13 protein-coding genes are annotated in these 15,216 nt (G+C 59.5%); 5 read left to right on the plus strand and 8 right to left on the minus strand.

Annotation, left to right across the window (positions count from 1 at the left end; translation table 11 throughout):
- Positions 1 to 93: 93 nt before the first annotated feature.
- From hda to upp, 3 genes are all read right to left on the minus strand, one after another.
- Positions 94 to 795, minus strand: coding sequence for a DnaA inactivator Hda (hda, locus tag AACX78_RS15630; protein WP_005320168.1), 702 nt, complete (start codon positions 793 to 795; stop codon positions 94 to 96).
- Between the two features lie 103 nt (positions 796 to 898).
- Positions 899 to 1,918: a DUF2066 domain-containing protein gene (locus AACX78_RS15635; RefSeq protein WP_159166750.1), complete on the minus strand. Its 1,020-nt coding sequence runs from the start codon at positions 1,916 to 1,918 to the stop codon at positions 899 to 901.
- Between the two features lie 149 nt (positions 1,919 to 2,067).
- Entirely contained in the window at positions 2,068 to 2,694 is a 627-nt protein-coding gene (gene upp, locus AACX78_RS15640; RefSeq protein ID WP_005320172.1) for a uracil phosphoribosyltransferase, read from the minus strand.
- 175 nt (positions 2,695 to 2,869) lie between these two features.
- Between upp and purM the strand changes: the two genes are divergently transcribed.
- A complete protein-coding gene (purM, locus tag AACX78_RS15645; protein ID WP_059112624.1) occupies positions 2,870 to 3,907 on the plus strand; it encodes a phosphoribosylformylglycinamidine cyclo-ligase in 1,038 nt (345 codons plus the stop codon).
- A 32-nt stretch (positions 3,908 to 3,939) separates the two neighbouring features.
- Entirely contained in the window at positions 3,940 to 4,578 is a 639-nt protein-coding gene (gene purN, locus AACX78_RS15650; protein ID WP_201302874.1) for a phosphoribosylglycinamide formyltransferase, read from the plus strand.
- Between the two features lie 117 nt (positions 4,579 to 4,695).
- On the opposite strand, the gene AACX78_RS15655 is transcribed toward purN, so the two are convergent.
- From AACX78_RS15655 to AACX78_RS15675, 5 genes are all read right to left on the minus strand, one after another.
- On the minus strand, positions 4,696 to 5,457 hold the full coding sequence (locus tag AACX78_RS15655) for a Nif3-like dinuclear metal center hexameric protein (protein ID WP_021139230.1): 762 nt from the start codon (positions 5,455 to 5,457) through the stop codon (positions 4,696 to 4,698).
- A 346-nt stretch (positions 5,458 to 5,803) separates the two neighbouring features.
- Positions 5,804 to 7,147 carry a sigma-54-dependent transcriptional regulator gene (locus AACX78_RS15660; protein WP_159166752.1) on the minus strand — a complete coding sequence of 448 codons (1,344 nt, stop codon included), beginning with the start codon at positions 7,145 to 7,147 and terminating at the stop codon, positions 5,804 to 5,806.
- On the minus strand, positions 7,144 to 8,178 hold the full coding sequence (locus AACX78_RS15665; protein ID WP_021139232.1) for a sensor histidine kinase: 1,035 nt from the start codon (positions 8,176 to 8,178) through the stop codon (positions 7,144 to 7,146). The genes AACX78_RS15660 and AACX78_RS15665 overlap by 4 nt, the downstream gene beginning before the upstream one ends.
- 106 nt (positions 8,179 to 8,284) lie before the next feature.
- Positions 8,285 to 9,706, minus strand: a complete 1,422-nt coding sequence (locus AACX78_RS15670) for a sigma-54 dependent transcriptional regulator (RefSeq protein ID WP_034523731.1) — start codon at positions 9,704 to 9,706, stop codon at positions 8,285 to 8,287.
- Between the two features lie 266 nt (positions 9,707 to 9,972).
- The gene (locus AACX78_RS15675; protein ID WP_201302875.1) at positions 9,973 to 10,842 is read right to left on the minus strand and encodes a DUF2726 domain-containing protein; all 870 of its coding nucleotides are present in this window, start codon (positions 10,840 to 10,842) and stop codon (positions 9,973 to 9,975) included.
- Positions 10,843 to 11,032: 190 nt separating this feature from the next.
- Here AACX78_RS15675 and AACX78_RS15680 point away from each other — a divergent pair, with 190 nt between their 5' ends.
- The 3 genes from AACX78_RS15680 to ppx all read left to right on the plus strand — a co-directional run bounded on the left by AACX78_RS15680 (position 11,033) and on the right by ppx (position 15,169).
- The gene (locus AACX78_RS15680) at positions 11,033 to 11,545 is read left to right on the plus strand and encodes a glycine cleavage system protein R (protein ID WP_021139235.1); all 513 of its coding nucleotides are present in this window, start codon (positions 11,033 to 11,035) and stop codon (positions 11,543 to 11,545) included.
- Between the two features lie 74 nt (positions 11,546 to 11,619).
- The gene (ppk1, locus tag AACX78_RS15685; protein ID WP_021139236.1) at positions 11,620 to 13,689 is read left to right on the plus strand and encodes a polyphosphate kinase 1; all 2,070 of its coding nucleotides are present in this window, start codon (positions 11,620 to 11,622) and stop codon (positions 13,687 to 13,689) included.
- The gene (ppx, locus tag AACX78_RS15690) at positions 13,679 to 15,169 is read left to right on the plus strand and encodes an exopolyphosphatase (protein ID WP_159166753.1); all 1,491 of its coding nucleotides are present in this window, start codon (positions 13,679 to 13,681) and stop codon (positions 15,167 to 15,169) included. Before ppk1 ends, ppx begins: the two co-directional genes overlap by 11 nt.
- Positions 15,170 to 15,216 lie beyond the last annotated feature (47 nt).

A 15,216-nucleotide genomic window follows, 5' to 3' on the forward strand; every position in this document is an offset into this window, starting at 1 on the left:
CACGACAGTCGCACAGACAAAAACCCCGGCCTGGTGCCGGGGTTTCTTTTTGGTTTCAATCCGGGTTTACCCGCACACGCAGCCACAGCCCGCTCAAAGTTCGAGGATCTCTTTCACAAAGGGGATGGTGAGCTTGCGCTTGGCGCGAAATGAGGCGTTATCGAGCTGATTGAGGGTGGTAAGCAAGGTGCGCATGTCGCGGGAGAGTCGGTTGAGCAGGAAGCGGCCCACATCGATGGGCAATTTGAAGCCCCGCAGCTCGGCACGCAGCTGCAGGGCACTGAGCTTGCCTTCATCATCCAGCTCGTCGAGATGGAAACTCACCCCCCAGTCGAGGCGCGAGGCGAGATCCGGCAGTTGCAGCCCCAGCTTGCGCGGTGCGCTGCAACCCGTGACCACCAGGGTACCTTCCCCCTTCTCCTGCCAGCGATTGTAAAAATCGAACAGGGCACGTTCCCACTGCGCATTGCCGGCGATGGCTTCCAGGCTGTCGAGACAGACCAGTGGCAAGCTTTCGAGGGCATCGAGCATGCTGGGATCCAGCTGTTCAAACTGATCGAGGGAGAGATAGGCCGCCGCCGCATCGCGGGCATTGACCTCGGCACAGGTGGCATGGAGCAGATGGGAGCGTCCCGATCCCTTGGCACCCCAGAAATAGAGGAAAGGCGATCCCTGACCAATGGCCGCATTCTTGAGAGCGGTGATCAGATGAGCATTGTTGCCGGGATAAAAACTGACGAAGGTTTCATCATCCGGTAGTTGTACGGCTAAAGACAGTTGGGCCGGTTGCTTCACTCGTTAGGCTTTGACTGTGACATTTGTGCCAGAGTGTACCATCGCAAAGGCAGATAGAGAACCGCCCGGACTTGGCCGGGCGGTCGGGAACACGATGAAATGATCAGGGCTGCGACCATTGGTAACGCAAACCGCTGTCATTATCATCAATCTGGCGCAACCGGCTCTCCAGTTGCAGGCCGCGGATGAGCTCGGCCTTGTCGCCCTGCAACGAGAGATCGAAGGTCACCTTGTCCCCCTCCAGCTTGCCGATAGTCGCCTTGGTAACGCTGGCCATCCCCTGCAGCATCTTCTGCACCGTGATCATGCCATCAATACCGGACAAACCTTCCACCACCAGTGTCTGACTGGAAGCGACACCCGAAATGCGCGCGCCATAGTTTTGTACCAGCCAGGCAGCCAGCTCATCGGCAAAATGCTGTGCCACCTCGGCCTGGGTACCACTGCTGCTGCCACGGGTGAGTTCGGCCAGCTCGCCACCGGCCTTGGGCCCATAAAGGCCCCAGTCTATGCTCCACTTGTCACCTTCCGGTGTCAGCTTGCCCAGCACCACCATCTCGGCGCCGTAACGCTGGCTCGCCTGCAGTATGGGAGCGGCAAAACGACCCCAGACGTCAGTGGCGTTGACCGCCATGTTGTCATCGAGATCCATCAAAGGAATGCTGACCGGCAGCCCCATGGCCTGGCTCTGGGTTCGCAATGCGCTGGCCCAGCCATCGCTGGATTGATCCGGCAGGATGCGGCGCTCCCCCTCATTGATTACCAGCCAGAGCGCCATCTGTGGCCTTGCAGGCCCCAGCAGGGCAAACTTGCTTTGGGAGATCAGGGCATTGACCTTGGCCACATTGAAGTCGGCTTTCAGAAACTTGACCGGCCCCACATCCTGATAGCCATAGTGCTGCACATAGTCGCCGGGGGCGGCCAGCGCCTTGACCACGTCAGGCTGGGTGAGGATGTCCCGTTTGCCGGTCACCTTGACGAGCACATCCCCCAGCGCCTGGGACTGGGCAGCCACCATGTCGCCGCTGGTGGGCGCCTTGCCCTGATAGAGATCGGTCACCTGAGCGGCCGAGACCATGAATGACAAGCCGCAGCAGAGGGCGGTCACAACACGTTTGAGCATGAGAGGAGTCTCGAAATGGGAGATGCTGCTTATGGTAGCGGCAAGGCGCGCATTGCAGCAAGACAGAGGATGCCATAAACAGCAGAGCCGGCAAGGCGCCGGCTCCATTCTCACCCCTCACACAGAGAAGGTGGTCAAGGCATCAGGAATTACTTGGTGCCAAAGATCTTGTCGCCAGCATCGCCCAGACCCGGGACAATATAGCCTTTCTCGTTCAGGCCCTGATCGACGGAGGCGCAGTAGAGCTCAACGTCGGGGTGAGCGGCTTCCAGCGCCTTGATGCCTTCGGGGGCGGCGACCAGCACCAGCACCTTGATGGATTGGCAGCCTTTCTTTTTCAGCAGGTCGATGGTGGCAATCATGGAGCCGCCAGTGGCCAGCATGGGGTCTATGACCAGCGCCAGGCGCTCTTCGATGTTGCTGACGATCTTCTCGAAGTAGGGAACCGGTTGCAAAGTCTCTTCATCGCGGTAGATACCGACCACGCTGACGCGGGCGCTCGGCATGTGCTCCAGCACGCCATCCATCATGCCAAGACCGGCACGCAGGATAGGCACGACAGTGACCTTCTTGCCCTTGATCTGGTCAACTTCCACTGGTCCGTTCCAGCCGTCGATGGTAACCTTCTCGGTTTCGAAGTCAGAGGTCGCTTCGTAGGTCAACAAACTGCCCACTTCTTTGGCCAGTTCACGGAAACGCTTGGTGCTGATATCGCCTTCACGCATCAACCCGATTTTGTGTTTGACCAGGGGGTGTTTGACTTCAACGACTTTCATTATTATCTCCTCTAACTGCCGCGAAAAAATCGCGCAATCATACAACAAAAGCCACGGCTTGTAGAGCTTTTCCACGCAAAAACGCGCAAACGATTTCCTTTCTGCTTTTACTCGGCCACTGTTAGAATACGCCCCGAATTTTACCCTCCACTTCTTCATATGACGGGGAATACGCGTGACTGACAAAACCTCACTGAGCTACAAGGATGCTGGCGTAGATATCGATGCTGGCAATGCACTGGTTGAACGTATCAAGGGCGTGTCAAAACGCACTCGTCGTCCTGAAGTCCTTGGTGGTCTTGGCGGCTTTGGGGCCCTGTGTCAAATCCCTGCGGGCTACAAGGAACCGGTACTGGTCTCCGGTACCGATGGTGTGGGCACCAAGCTGCGTCTCGCCATCGATCTGAAAAAGCACGATACCGTCGGTATCGACCTGGTGGCCATGTGCGTCAACGACCTGATCGTACAGGGTGCTGAACCCCTGTTCTTCCTCGACTACTACGCCACCGGCAAGCTGGACGTGGACACGGCCGCGGCCGTTGTCACCGGTATCGGTGTCGGCTGTGAGCAATCAGGCTGCGCCCTGGTGGGCGGCGAAACCGCCGAGATGCCGGGCATGTATGAAGGGGAAGACTACGACATCGCCGGTTTCTGCGTTGGTGTGGTGGAAAAGAGCGAGATCATCGACGGCAGTAAAGTGGGTGACGGCGATGCCCTGATCGCCCTGGCTGCCAGTGGCCCCCACTCCAACGGTTTCTCCCTGGTCCGCAAGATCCTTGAGGTTTCCAAGGCCGATGTGCACCAGCCGCTGGGTGATACCACCCTGGCCAACGCCTTGCTGGAGCCGACCCGCATCTATGTGAAGCCGGTGCTCAAGCTCATCAAGGAGTGCGAGATCCACGCCCTGTCCCACATCACCGGCGGCGGCTTCTGGGAAAACATCCCACGCGTACTGCCCGCCAACACCCAGGCGGTGATCGACGAGCAGAGCTGGCAGTGGCCGGCGGTGTTCAGCTGGTTGCAGCAGGCCGGCAACGTCACCCGCCACGAAATGTACCGTACCTTCAACTGCGGTGTCGGCATGATCATCGCCCTGCCGGCGGATCAGCTTGAAAAAGCGCTGACCCTGCTCAAGGCCGAAGGCGAGAATGCATGGCACATCGGCCATATCGCCAAGGCGGCCGAGGGTGAGGAGCAGGTCATCATTCAATGAATGACCGGATCAGCAGCCAAATGACCTCCCCTATGAAACGCATCCTGGTGCTTGTCTCCGGCAGCGGCAGCAACCTGCAGGCCATTCTCGACAGTTGCGCCAGCGGCAAGATTGCCGGCGAAGTGGTCGGCGTCATCAGCAACAAGGCCGATGCCTACGGCTTGGTGCGTGCGCAAACGGCCGGGGTGGCGACCTCCATTCTGGCCCAGCAGCAGTTTGCCAGCCGGGCGGAGTATGACGTCGCCCTGCAGGCGCTGATGGATGACTATCAGCCGGATCTGGTGGTACTGGCCGGCTTTATGCGGATCCTGAGTGCCGATCTGGTGCGTCACTTTGCAGGGCGGATGATCAACATCCACCCTTCACTGCTGCCCAAGTATCAGGGCTTGCACACTCACCAGCGGGCTATTGATGCCGGTGATAGCGAGCACGGTGCCAGCGTCCATTTCGTCACCGAAGAGCTGGATGGCGGTCCCGTGATCCTGCAGGCTCGCGTCCCCATCTTCGAAGGTGACGATGTCGAGGAAGTGGCGGCCCGGGTGCAGGTCCAGGAGCACAGCATCTACCCGCTGGTGGTGCAGTGGTTCTGCGAGGGAAGGCTGAGAATGCAAGGCGATACCGTCCTGCTGGACGGTGCCGCCCTTGGCCCCGCAGGTCATGCCTGCGAGTAACCGCTAAGCGCAGCATGCAAAATGTAACAAGGGAGGCTCAGCCTCCCTTGTCATTTCTAGCTACTCGCTCAATTGCTGCAGTCATGTCCGATGACGCCGCTACGCGGCTAATCGAACTTACACCGGATTGTCGATATCGATAAAGGTCACATCCAGCCCCTGCACGGTCGCCAGCCACTCTCCCAGCGCCTTGATGCCGTAGCGCTCGGTAGCATGGTGCCCGGCCGCATAGAAGTGCATGCCCATCTCGCGGGCGGTGTGGATGGTCTGCTCGGAGGCTTCGCCGGAGATGAAAGCATCGATCCCCTGCTCCGCCGCCAGATTGATATAGCTCTGGCCACCGCCAGTGCACCAGGCCACGGAGCGGATAAGCTCGGGGCCTGTATCACCACAATAAAGGGGTTCACGACCGAGCCGTTCGGCGATGAGCTTCGCAAAATCGCGACCGCTCATCGGCTCTTCCAGCTTGCCCACCATGGCGACGCTCTTGCTGTTCCAGGGCTCCAGGCCACGGCGCACCTTGATGTCCAGCAGCTTGGCAAGCTGGGCGTTGTTACCCACCTCGGGATGCACATCCAGCGGTAGATGATAGGCAAACAGGTTGATGTCGTGAGTGAGCAGGGTCTTGAGGCGACGCTGCTTCATGCCAGTGATCTGGGCCGGCTCGCCGCTCCAGAAGTAACCGTGATGGACCAGAATGGCATCGGCGTCGAGGGCCACGGCCGCATCGATCAGAGCCTGACTGGCGGTGACGCCGGTCACGACCTTGCGAATGCGCGCGCGCCCTTCCACCTGCAACCCATTGGGGCAGTAATCCTTGATGGCGTGGGGTTCAAGTAGATGGTTGAGTACGGTTTCGAGTTTTCGATGAGAGATCATAGGGGTCCCTTATAAAGGCTCGGTCCCCTGCATCAACGATACAGCAGGGGCCAGGCTCAAACGCCAAGGACCCCATGATAATCGAGCCAGGCCGCCAAGACCATGACAGTTCCCACCCTCGGCACTCAAGCGCAACACCACCCTGACTGCACTGATAACCAAGCCAGGCAGCCAGGGTATTGCTCACCCCCACCTTTCGGCAAACAGGCGAGCCCTTCCTTTTGGACAACAGAGTCAGACCATGAGGGTCACGACAGTTTCCACACCACCTTGCAACCCAGAGGGGCTCCCGGCCACCTGATAACCAGGCCAAGCAATCAGGGCTACGACAGGTTCGACCCCATACTCAGGCGGGAAGATCTATCCCCGCCTCCCGCATCTGGGCCAGCTTGTAGCGCAGGGTGCGCGGGCTGATGCCGAGCCTGTCGGCCACCGCCTTGCGACTGCCGTTGCAGTCTTGCAGAGTGTCGAGGATGATCTGATGCTCCTGCTGCTTGAGCTCGCTTCCCAGATGCTCGCCACCGGTGAGACGCTCGCTGCCGGTGAAACGGATCTCCTCCTCGTCCACCTCTTCCAGGATCAGGTGCTCGCAGCCAATGAGGCCATCCGGACTCAGGATCAGGGCACGTTGCACCACGTTGTCTAGCTCGCGTACGTTGCCGGGCCAGGCGTGGGCCAACAGACGTTCGCGAGCCCTCTCTGCCAGCTGCGGCGTCGGCAGCCCCTGCTGGCTGGCATGCAGTGCCAGCAGATGTTCCGCCAGCGGCAGTATGTCGCCGGGCCGCTCCCAGAGCGCGGTCCAGCGCAGGGGGAAGACGTTGAGACGGTAGTAGAGATCCTCGCGAAACAGGCCGTCCTGCACCGCCTTCTTGAGATCCCGGTTGCTGGTGGCGATGACCCGCACATCGAGTGGGATCATCTTGCGACTGCCGAGCCGCTCTACTTCTTTTTCCTGCAATACCCGCAGCAGCTTGGCTTGCAACCCCAGATCCATCTCGGTGATCTCGTCAAGCAGCAAGGTGCCGCCCTGGGCCTGCTCGAACTTGCCGGGGCAACCCTGCACGGCACCGGTGAAGGCCCCCTTCTCGTAGCCGAACAGGGTCGCCTCCAGCATGTTTTCCGGGATGGCGGCGCAGTTGATGGCGACGAAGGTTTGTTCGGCGCGGCTGGAGTTGTCGTGAATGTAGCGAGCCAGCACCTCTTTGCCGGTGCCGCTCGGACCAGTCACCATGACAGTGGCTTCGCTTCTGGCCACCCGGGTCGCCAGCTGGAACAGTTCGGCGGTCTTGGGATCCCCGTATACCACGGCGCGCTTTTCTACTTTCTGGGCCGGCACATAGCGGCTGACCTGATTGAGCAGCACTTCGGGGGAAAACGGCTTGGCGAGATAGTCGATGGCGCCTTCGCGCATCGCGCGCACGGCACCGTCGATGTTGGCGTAGGCCGTCATCAGCAGCACGGGGATCTGCGGATATTGCTGGCGGATAGCGGCCAGCAGGGTCAAGCCATCCATGCCCCCCATCTGGATATCGGAGATCACCATATCAAAGCTTTGGCGCGACAGAGCCAGCAGGGCGCGTTCGCCGCTGTCCGCTTCACGACACTCGTAGCCGCCGAGCAAGAGTGTATCCACCAGCGCTTCGCGCAGGCCATTGTCATCTTCTACGACCAGAATACGGGCCTGAGTCATGCGACACCTCCAAGCTGCATAGGTTGCTGATGCAGAGGGAACGACAGAGTAAAGCAGGTGCCTTCAGTGGGCACTGAGGCCACGCTGACCTCCCCCTGATGGGCACGCACCACAGATTGCACCACCGCCAGACCCAGGCCAGTGCCTTGGGATCGGGTGGTGAAGAAGGGTTCGAAAATCTGGTTGAGCAGGTGGGCGGGCATCCCCTTGCCATTGTCGAGGATGCGCATCTCCACCCGGGAGCCGCTGCGCACCGCACTCACCAGCAAGGAGGTGGCCCCCGCCTGCTGGGCGTTGGCGATCAGGTTGTTGATGGCCCCCGCCAGTGCACTGCTGTTGGCAAGCAGGCACAGATCCGGCTCAGGCGCCTCCATGTGCAACTCGCAGCCTTGCTGGTTGCAAAATGCCTCGGCACCGGCCTGTACCTCGGCCAGCAACCCCTGTACCGAGATGGGGGTCACCACCTGGTTGTCACCGTTGCGAGCGAACAGCAGTATGTCGTTGATCTGTTTCTCGAGATCTTGCAACCTGGCCATCAGCTTTTGCTGAAACTGGCTGCGGGACTCGGGTTTCAAGGTGCGGTTCGCAAGATTGGCCGCATAGAGCATGGCGGCAGAGAGCGGTGTGCGGATCTGGTGGGCCAGCGAGGCTGCCATGTTGCCAAGGGCAGACAACCGCTTCATGTGGTTGACTCTGTCCTGCAGTTTGCGGGTTTCGGTCAGATCCGTGATGAATACCAACTGGCCGGGTTGATCCGGCAGCGGCTGGGTTGAGAGCTGCACCCGCCGTCCGTCACGCAGGGAGATCTCGTGACCGTCATCCTCACGGGGCTGGAAGCAGCGGTCGATGATCTGGCGCCAGGCCTGACCTTCCAGCGGCTCACCCAACAGTGCCAGGGCTGCCGGGTTGGCACGGGTGATGCGACCCTCGCCATCGAGCAGCAATACACCGGTCGGCAACGCCGTGAAGATGGCATAAAGCTGGCTCACCTCGTGAGACTGGAGTGGGTTGTCCTGCTGCTGGGCTGTCATAAACCTGACCTCAAACTGGCGATTAGGTCAGGTTATTCAATTTCCATGCCACTAAAAATATCAATATAAATCAAAGCCTTGAATATAAGCGTCAAGGCTTTGACCTTTAGACTTCCTTGCTCATCCCGTACTTTTTCATCTTCTCCACCAGCGTGGTGCGACGCATGCCGAGCAAGTCGGCGGCGCGGGCCACGACACCATCCTGGGACTCCAGCGCCTGTCGGATCAGCTCCACCTCCAAGTCGGCAAGCATCTCCTTGAGATTGACCCCCTCCTCCGGCAGCTGCATGGCGCGGGCGTGACTGTTGTGCATATCCAGCTCGGGCGGATCCTGGAACACGGCGGCCAGCGCATCGCGCTCGTCCATTTCGGTCAACCGCTCATCCCTCGGCTCGCACGGCAGCAGACGATAGCGGCTCGGCAAATCGGCCACATCGACGATCTGTTGCGGATAGAGAATAAGCAGCCGCTCCAGCAGGTTGGAAAGCTCGCGCACATTGCCGGGCCAGGGGTATTGCATCAAGGACTCCATGGCGCGCTGGGTCAGGCGAATGATGCCATGATGCTGCTCGGCATGACGGTTGAGCAGCTCCTGCAGCAACAGCGGAATGTCGTCGACCCGCTCCCGCAGCGGCGGCGTCTCGATGGGAAAGACATTGAGGCGATAGTAGAGATCTTCACGAAAGCCCTGAGTGCGGATCATCACCTCCAGATCCCTGTGGGTCGCCGCTATGATGCGCACGTCCGCCTGGATCGGCTTGCCACCGCCGACCCGATCAAACAGCCGCTCCTGCAACACCCGCAGCAACTTGACCTGCATCGGCAATGGCATGTCACCGATCTCGTCGAGGAACAGGGTGCCACCCTGTGCCAGCTCGAAGCGGCCGCGACGGGAGGCGATGGCGCCGGTGAAGGCCCCTTTTTCATGACCGAACAGTTCGCTTTCCAGCAATTCGGCCGGGATTGCGCCGCAGTTGATGGGCACGAAGGGACCGGCACAGCGTGAAGAGAGTTCGTGAATGGCGCGGGCGACCACCTCTTTACCCGTCCCGGACTCACCCAGGATCAATACGTTGGCGTCGGTCTCGGCCACCTGACTGATGAGGCGGCGCACCTCCTGGATGCCACGTCCCTTGCCCACCAGCAGACGCAGCAGGGCCTGGCCCTTGTCATGGGTCTGCTGGCGAGGATGCAAGGAGACAAATGCCTGACAGAAATGCAGATACCGAGTGAGGGATTCGTAGGTGAAGGGAGCTTCGGCGACACCGATGAAGTTGCTGTTGGGGAAATCAGCCGGAACCAGCGACAAAAACGGAATGCGGGGAAAGAGGGTCAGCAATTCGTCCAACGGACGACCGGTCAAGGCACCGGCCAGCACCCCTTGCAGCGGGCCGGACGTTTCGATGGCCACATCCAGCTCGCTCTCGGCAATCTCCTGCCAGGGGATCCCCATAAACGAGAGCACAGTGCCCAACTGTTGGCGCCGCTGCGCATCGGCATCAACAATCAATACTCCCATCGCCATCATATCCATCCCTCTTATAATAGACGTAACTTATTGTTTTAATGTGCTTCTGTGGTCAAGCCACGCACCTTATGCAGGCCGCACAAAGTGCCAAAATTCCGACGCATTGTCAAAATTTGTCGCATTTGACTTAAGTTTATCGACGCAACTGCGTAATAAGATAAATTTTGTCGCCTCTTTTTTGATGAGGCATGGGGCGCTACCGCGAGGCAGGGATATTGACTGCATGTTTCCGGCCCAGTGACAGGCCGGGAACATGCAACAAGGGATCAGTGACGGGCGTTGGTGTGGGGGGCGGCGTAGCGACACTCGGGGAAGCGGCTGCACGCCATGAACAGGCGACCGGCATGGGGACCTTTTTTGGCCTCCCGTTCCACCAGCGGCGCATCGCAGCGGGGACAATGGGGCGCCTGGTGCGAATGCGAGTCCTCTTCGTCCTCCACTTCGGCAAACAAGTTATCCACCAGCTCGCTGTCGGCGGTCGAGACCAGTGCATTCCTGACCGGCGTGGTGATCACAGGGGACGAGCTTGAAGGCGAGCGTCCCCCATGGCGGGTCTCGACCATGTCGACACCGTCCAGCAGCAAGGGGCTGAAGGTTGGCTCGCGGCGCTCACCCGGCATCACATTGTCGACCAGCGGTGCAGTTGTCTTGACCAGCAGCGGCAAGATCTGCTCGCGCAGCTCTTCCACCTGATAATGGGCACTCGCCGGGATCTGCAGCAACGGCAAACCGGCACTGTCGCAGGCGGTTTTCAGGAAAAGGTCGCGTGCCTTGCGTTTCTGATGTCGATGAGAACTGTCATCGAGCTCGATGGCGCAGATAAAGGAGAGATCGGCCGGGTGGCAGAGCAGATAATCCAGGTGCTTGGCGCTGATCTTGTTGAAGTGTTGCTGCCATTTGCTTTTGCCAAGCCCTGCCTGTGGCGTCAGCACATCGGCGACCCTCACCTTGGCAAAGACCCGGGCCTTGTCACCGACCGCCAAGTCCAGCACACCGAGGAAGGAGCGCTCGGCCGGGCTGAACAGGGCCTCCTGCAGATCATAGGGCAACGCCTTGCCTCTCTTGCTCCTGGTCCAGAAGACCACCAGCAGGAGCAGCACCAACAACACCAATCCCGATACGACAAGGGTATTCATGAATGCACTATCCAGTTCACAAAACGAAAGAGGGCATCACTCTACCACAGGGGTCAGATACCCGGCAGCGCTGAAATGGGGCACAAACCTCCCCTCTGGTTTTTTTCAGCCTGTTTAGGCCGGACGGGGCTTCATATGGCCTGCCACAGCAGGCACAATGCTACAGAAACCCAATTCCAAGGAGAGCAGGATGCAGAAGCAATTGGTCGTGACCGTGATAGGTACAGACAAACCCGGCATAGTCGAGAGTCTGGCGGATGTCATCACACAGCAACAGGGTAACTGGCTGGGCAGTTCCATGAGCGAGCTGGCCGGGCAATTTGCCGGTATCCTGCACGTCACTGTGCCCGATGAGCACTACCGCAGCCTGTGTGAGGCCTTGGTAATGTTGCCCGGCCTCACCGTCAGCTTTGCCGAAGGCCAGCTCGGCCAGGAACCGGAACGTCAAGTCATGCTCAGCGTCACCGGCAACGACAGAGCAGGGATAGTGCACGAAGTGGCCAGCATACTGCGCCAGCTCAACATCAACGTGGCCGATCTCACCACGGGTTGCGAACCTGCGCCCCACTCGGGCGCCCCGCTCTTCTATGCTCACGCCCTGGTGGCCCTGCCACCCCAGCTTGAGCTGGACGATCTTGTGGCGGCGCTTGAATCTCTATCTGACGATCTTGTCGTCGATATCGACCAGGCTTTCACCGACTGAGCGGATTGTCATCAATCTGTCATATTCACACGCCATAACTGCCGCGCAGACGCGACCTGATACAGAGGCATTAGATGAGCACCGACAAGCAGTATGAAGAAAAAGAGCTGAGCTGGCTCTCATTCAATGAACGGGTGTTGCAAGAGGCGATGGACAAGACGGTGCCCCTCATAGAGCGGGTCCGTTTTCTTGGGATCTTCTCCTCCAACCAGGACGAGTTCTTCAAGGTGCGGGTGTCGGACGTCAAGCGCCGTATTCTCATCAATGAAGTACACGGCGGCGGTGACGAAGCCAAAGTGCTGCTGCGCGCCATCCAGCAGAAGGTGATGGCGCTCGGCGAAGCGTTCGACAACACCTACAAGGAGCTGTTGATCGCCCTGGCCCGCCACAACATCTTCCTGGTCAACGAGACCCAGATTTCCGAGTCAATCCATCAGTGGCTGCGGGTCTTTTTCAGAGAAAAGGTACTGCGCCACATCATTCCTATCCTGCTCAACAAAGAGGTCAACCCGGTCAAGTTCCTCAAGGATGAGTACACCTATCTGGCCATCGAGATGAAGAAGAATGGCCAGGTGATCCAGTACGCTCTGGTGGAGGTACCGACCGATGATCTGCCCCGCTTCTTCCAGCTGCCGCCGGAAGGCACCCGCCGCAAGAAGCAGATCATCATTCTGGATAACGTCATCCGCTTTTGTCTCGACGAGATCTTCAAGGGCTTCTTCGACTATGACGAGATTGCCGCCTACGCGGTGAAGCTGACCCGGGATGCCGAGTATGACCTCTCCGATCAGCTGGATCTCAGTCTGGTGGACAAGATGAGTGACGGCTTGAAGCAGCGTCTCACCGCCATGCCGGTGCGCTTCGTCTACGAGCGGGAGATGCCCGCCGCCATGATAAGCTTCTTGAAGCTCAAGCTGCAGATCAGCTCCTACGACGCCATCATGCCGGGCGGGCGTTATCACAACTTCAAGGATTTCATCGGCTTCCCCAACGTAGGCCGGGACTATCTGGAAAACCCCAAGCTGCCGGCCCTCGAATGCCGCGACTTTGACGGTTTCGTCAACGCCTTCGACGCCATCGCCAAGCAGGACATACTGCTCTATTACCCGTACCACAAGTTTCATCACTTCACCGAGCTGGTGCGCCAGGCGGCGTTCGATCCTGCGGTCAGTGCCATTCGCATCAATATCTACCGGGTCGCCAAGAAGTCGCGGATCATTCACTCCCTCATCGATGCCGCCAACAACGGCAAGAAGGTGACAGTGGTGGTGGAGCTGCGGGCCCGTTTTGACGAAGCGGCCAACATCGACTGGGCCAACATTCTCACCGACGCCGGGGTCAAGGTGGTGTTCGGGGTGCCGAGTCTCAAGATCCACTCCAAACTCTGCCTCATCACCCGCCACGAAAATGGCGAGGCGGTGCGCTACGCCCATATCGGCACCGGCAACTTCAACGAGAAGACGGCCAAGATTTACACCGACTTCTCCCTGTTGACCCGCCATCCGGATATCACAGCCGAAGTGGAAGGGGTGTTCGAATACATCGAGTACCCCTATAAGCGTTACAAGTTCAACCACCTGCTGGTCTCCCCCATCAACAGCCGCCGTCAGCTCTATCGGCTGATCGACAACGAGCTCACCAACGCCAAGGCGGGACAGCCCAGCGGCATTATTCTCAAGATCAACAACCTGGTGGACAGGGATCTCATCAACCGCCTCTATGCCGCCGGTCAAGCCGGGGTGCCCATCCAGATGATCATCCGCGGCATGTGCGCCCTGCGTCCCGGCGTGCCGGGCTTGAGCGAAAACATCAAGGTGATCAGCATCATAGACCGCTTCCTCGAACATCCGCGGGTCATGGTGTTTCACAACAAGGGCAACCCCCAGCTCTATATTTCCAGCGCCGACTGGATGAGCCGCAACATCGACGGCCGAATTGAGGTGGCCACGCCCATCTATGACGAGCGCCTCAAACAGCGCATCATGGACATTCTTGAGCTGCAACTGAGCGACACCTGCAAGGCTCGCGTCATCGATGCGGATCAGAAGAACGAATATGTGAAGCGGGGTAACCGCCGCAAGATCCGTTCCCAGGTCGCGATTTACGACTACCTCAAACGCATAGAGTCAAACAATGGACAATAGCCTGTACGCCGCCGTGGATCTTGGCTCGAACAGTTTTCACATGGTGATCGCCCGCCTCAACGAGGGGCGTATGCAGATAGTTGATCGCATCAAGGAGCGGGTTCGGCTGGCGGAGGGGATGGATGAGCAACGTCGCATGTCGGCAGAGGCCATGGGACGTGGCCTTGACTGTCTCGCCCTGTTTGCCGAACGACTGACCAACATCAAGCCGGATCACATCCGTATCGCCGGCACCTATACCTTGCGCCGCGCCAGCAATGCACGCGAGTTCGTGCGCGAGGCGGCCACTGTGCTCAACCATCCCATCGAGATCATCAGTGGCCAGGAGGAGGCGCGTCTCATCTATCAGGGCGTCGCCCACACCCAGCACATTGAAGGACAGGTACTGGTGGTGGATATCGGCGGCGGCAGCACAGAGCTCATCATAGGTGAGGGGTTCGACAGCAAGGCACTCACCAGCCGCAAGATGGGGTGTGTCAGTTTTACCCAGCACTTTTTTGCCAACGGCAAGCTGAGCGAGAAGGCCTTCAACGCCGCCGTGCTGGAGACGCAGCATCAGCTCGCCCCCATCATCAACCAGTATCGCAAGCTGGGCTGGCAGAGTTGCCTGGGCAGCTCCGGCTCCATTCGCACCGTGCGTGACGTGCTGCAGGGCGAAGGCTGGACTGATGGCAGCATCACACTGGCGGGACTGGAGCGGCTCAAGCGAGAAATGCTCGACCACAAGCGGGTCGATCAGTTGAAACTCGCCGGCCTGACCGAGGAGCGCCAGGAGGTGTTTGCCGCCGCCGTGGCCATACTGCTTGGACTCTTTACCTCTCTGCCCATAGAGAGAATGGATTATTCGGACGGTGCCTTGCGTGAAGGACTGCTCTACGAATTCGAGGAGCGTTTGCAGCACCACGATATTCGCGAGCGTACCGCCCTGGCCCTCTCCACCCACTATCGCATCGACAAGCGCCAGGCCAATCGGGTCGAGCAGAGCGTACTGACCCTGTTCGATGCGCTGAGCGGTCCCTGGGAGATGCCGGAGGAGCCCTATCGCGCCATCCTCGGCTGGGCGGCGCGACTGCACGAGATTGGTCTGGCCATCAACTACAGCGGCATCCATCGCCACTCCGCCTATATCTTGCAGCACACGGATCTGCCCGGCTTCAACCAGGACGATCAGGCACTGCTGGCGGCGCTGGTGCGGTTTCAGCGCAAGGGGCTCAAGCTCTCCGAGCACCCTCCCCTGCCCAACCACGACGAGCAGACCGTGCTGCGTTGCATTCGCATCCTTCGCCTCGCCGTGGCGGCGCACCACAGGCGGCAAGACAACCTGTTGCCGGAATGGAAGGTGCAGGCAGCCGAAGATAAGCTGGTGGTCACCCTGCCGATCGATTGGTGCGACGAGAACCGCCTGCTGATGCAGAACCTGGAGAAAGAGCACCGTTATTGTCAGGAGCAGGGCTGGCCGCTGCTGTTCCAGCTGAGCTGATCCCCTTTCTCCACCCCGTAAACAGACAAGCAAAAAGGCAGCCCAGG

Origin of the sequence: Aeromonas sp. 9A, assembly GCF_963900955.1 — a bacterium.
Lineage (GTDB): Bacteria > Pseudomonadota > Gammaproteobacteria > Enterobacterales > Aeromonadaceae > Aeromonas > Aeromonas salmonicida.

Bases quoted from the DNA above. Each gene is read 5' to 3' on its own strand.
- ppk1 (WP_021139236.1), top strand. From the start codon at position 11,620: ATGAGCACCGACAAGCAGTATGAAGAAAAAGAGCTGAGCTGGCTCTCA.
- ppx (WP_159166753.1), top strand. From the start codon at position 13,679: ATGGACAATAGCCTGTACGCCGCCGTGGATCTTGGCTCGAACAGTTTT.
- AACX78_RS15655 (WP_021139230.1), bottom strand. From the start codon at position 5,457: ATGATCTCTCATCGAAAACTCGAAACCGTACTCAACCATCTACTTGAA.
- AACX78_RS15675 (WP_201302875.1), bottom strand. From the start codon at position 10,842: ATGAATACCCTTGTCGTATCGGGATTGGTGTTGTTGGTGCTGCTCCTG.
- AACX78_RS15635 (WP_159166750.1), bottom strand. From the start codon at position 1,918: ATGCTCAAACGTGTTGTGACCGCCCTCTGCTGCGGCTTGTCATTCATG.
- AACX78_RS15665 (WP_021139232.1), bottom strand. From the start codon at position 8,178: ATGACAGCCCAGCAGCAGGACAACCCACTCCAGTCTCACGAGGTGAGC.
- purN (WP_201302874.1), top strand. From the start codon at position 3,940: ATGAAACGCATCCTGGTGCTTGTCTCCGGCAGCGGCAGCAACCTGCAG.
- upp (WP_005320172.1), bottom strand. From the start codon at position 2,694: ATGAAAGTCGTTGAAGTCAAACACCCCCTGGTCAAACACAAAATCGGG.
- AACX78_RS15670 (WP_034523731.1), bottom strand. From the start codon at position 9,706: ATGATGGCGATGGGAGTATTGATTGTTGATGCCGATGCGCAGCGGCGC.
- AACX78_RS15660 (WP_159166752.1), bottom strand. From the start codon at position 7,147: ATGACTCAGGCCCGTATTCTGGTCGTAGAAGATGACAATGGCCTGCGC.
- AACX78_RS15680 (WP_021139235.1), top strand. From the start codon at position 11,033: ATGCAGAAGCAATTGGTCGTGACCGTGATAGGTACAGACAAACCCGGC.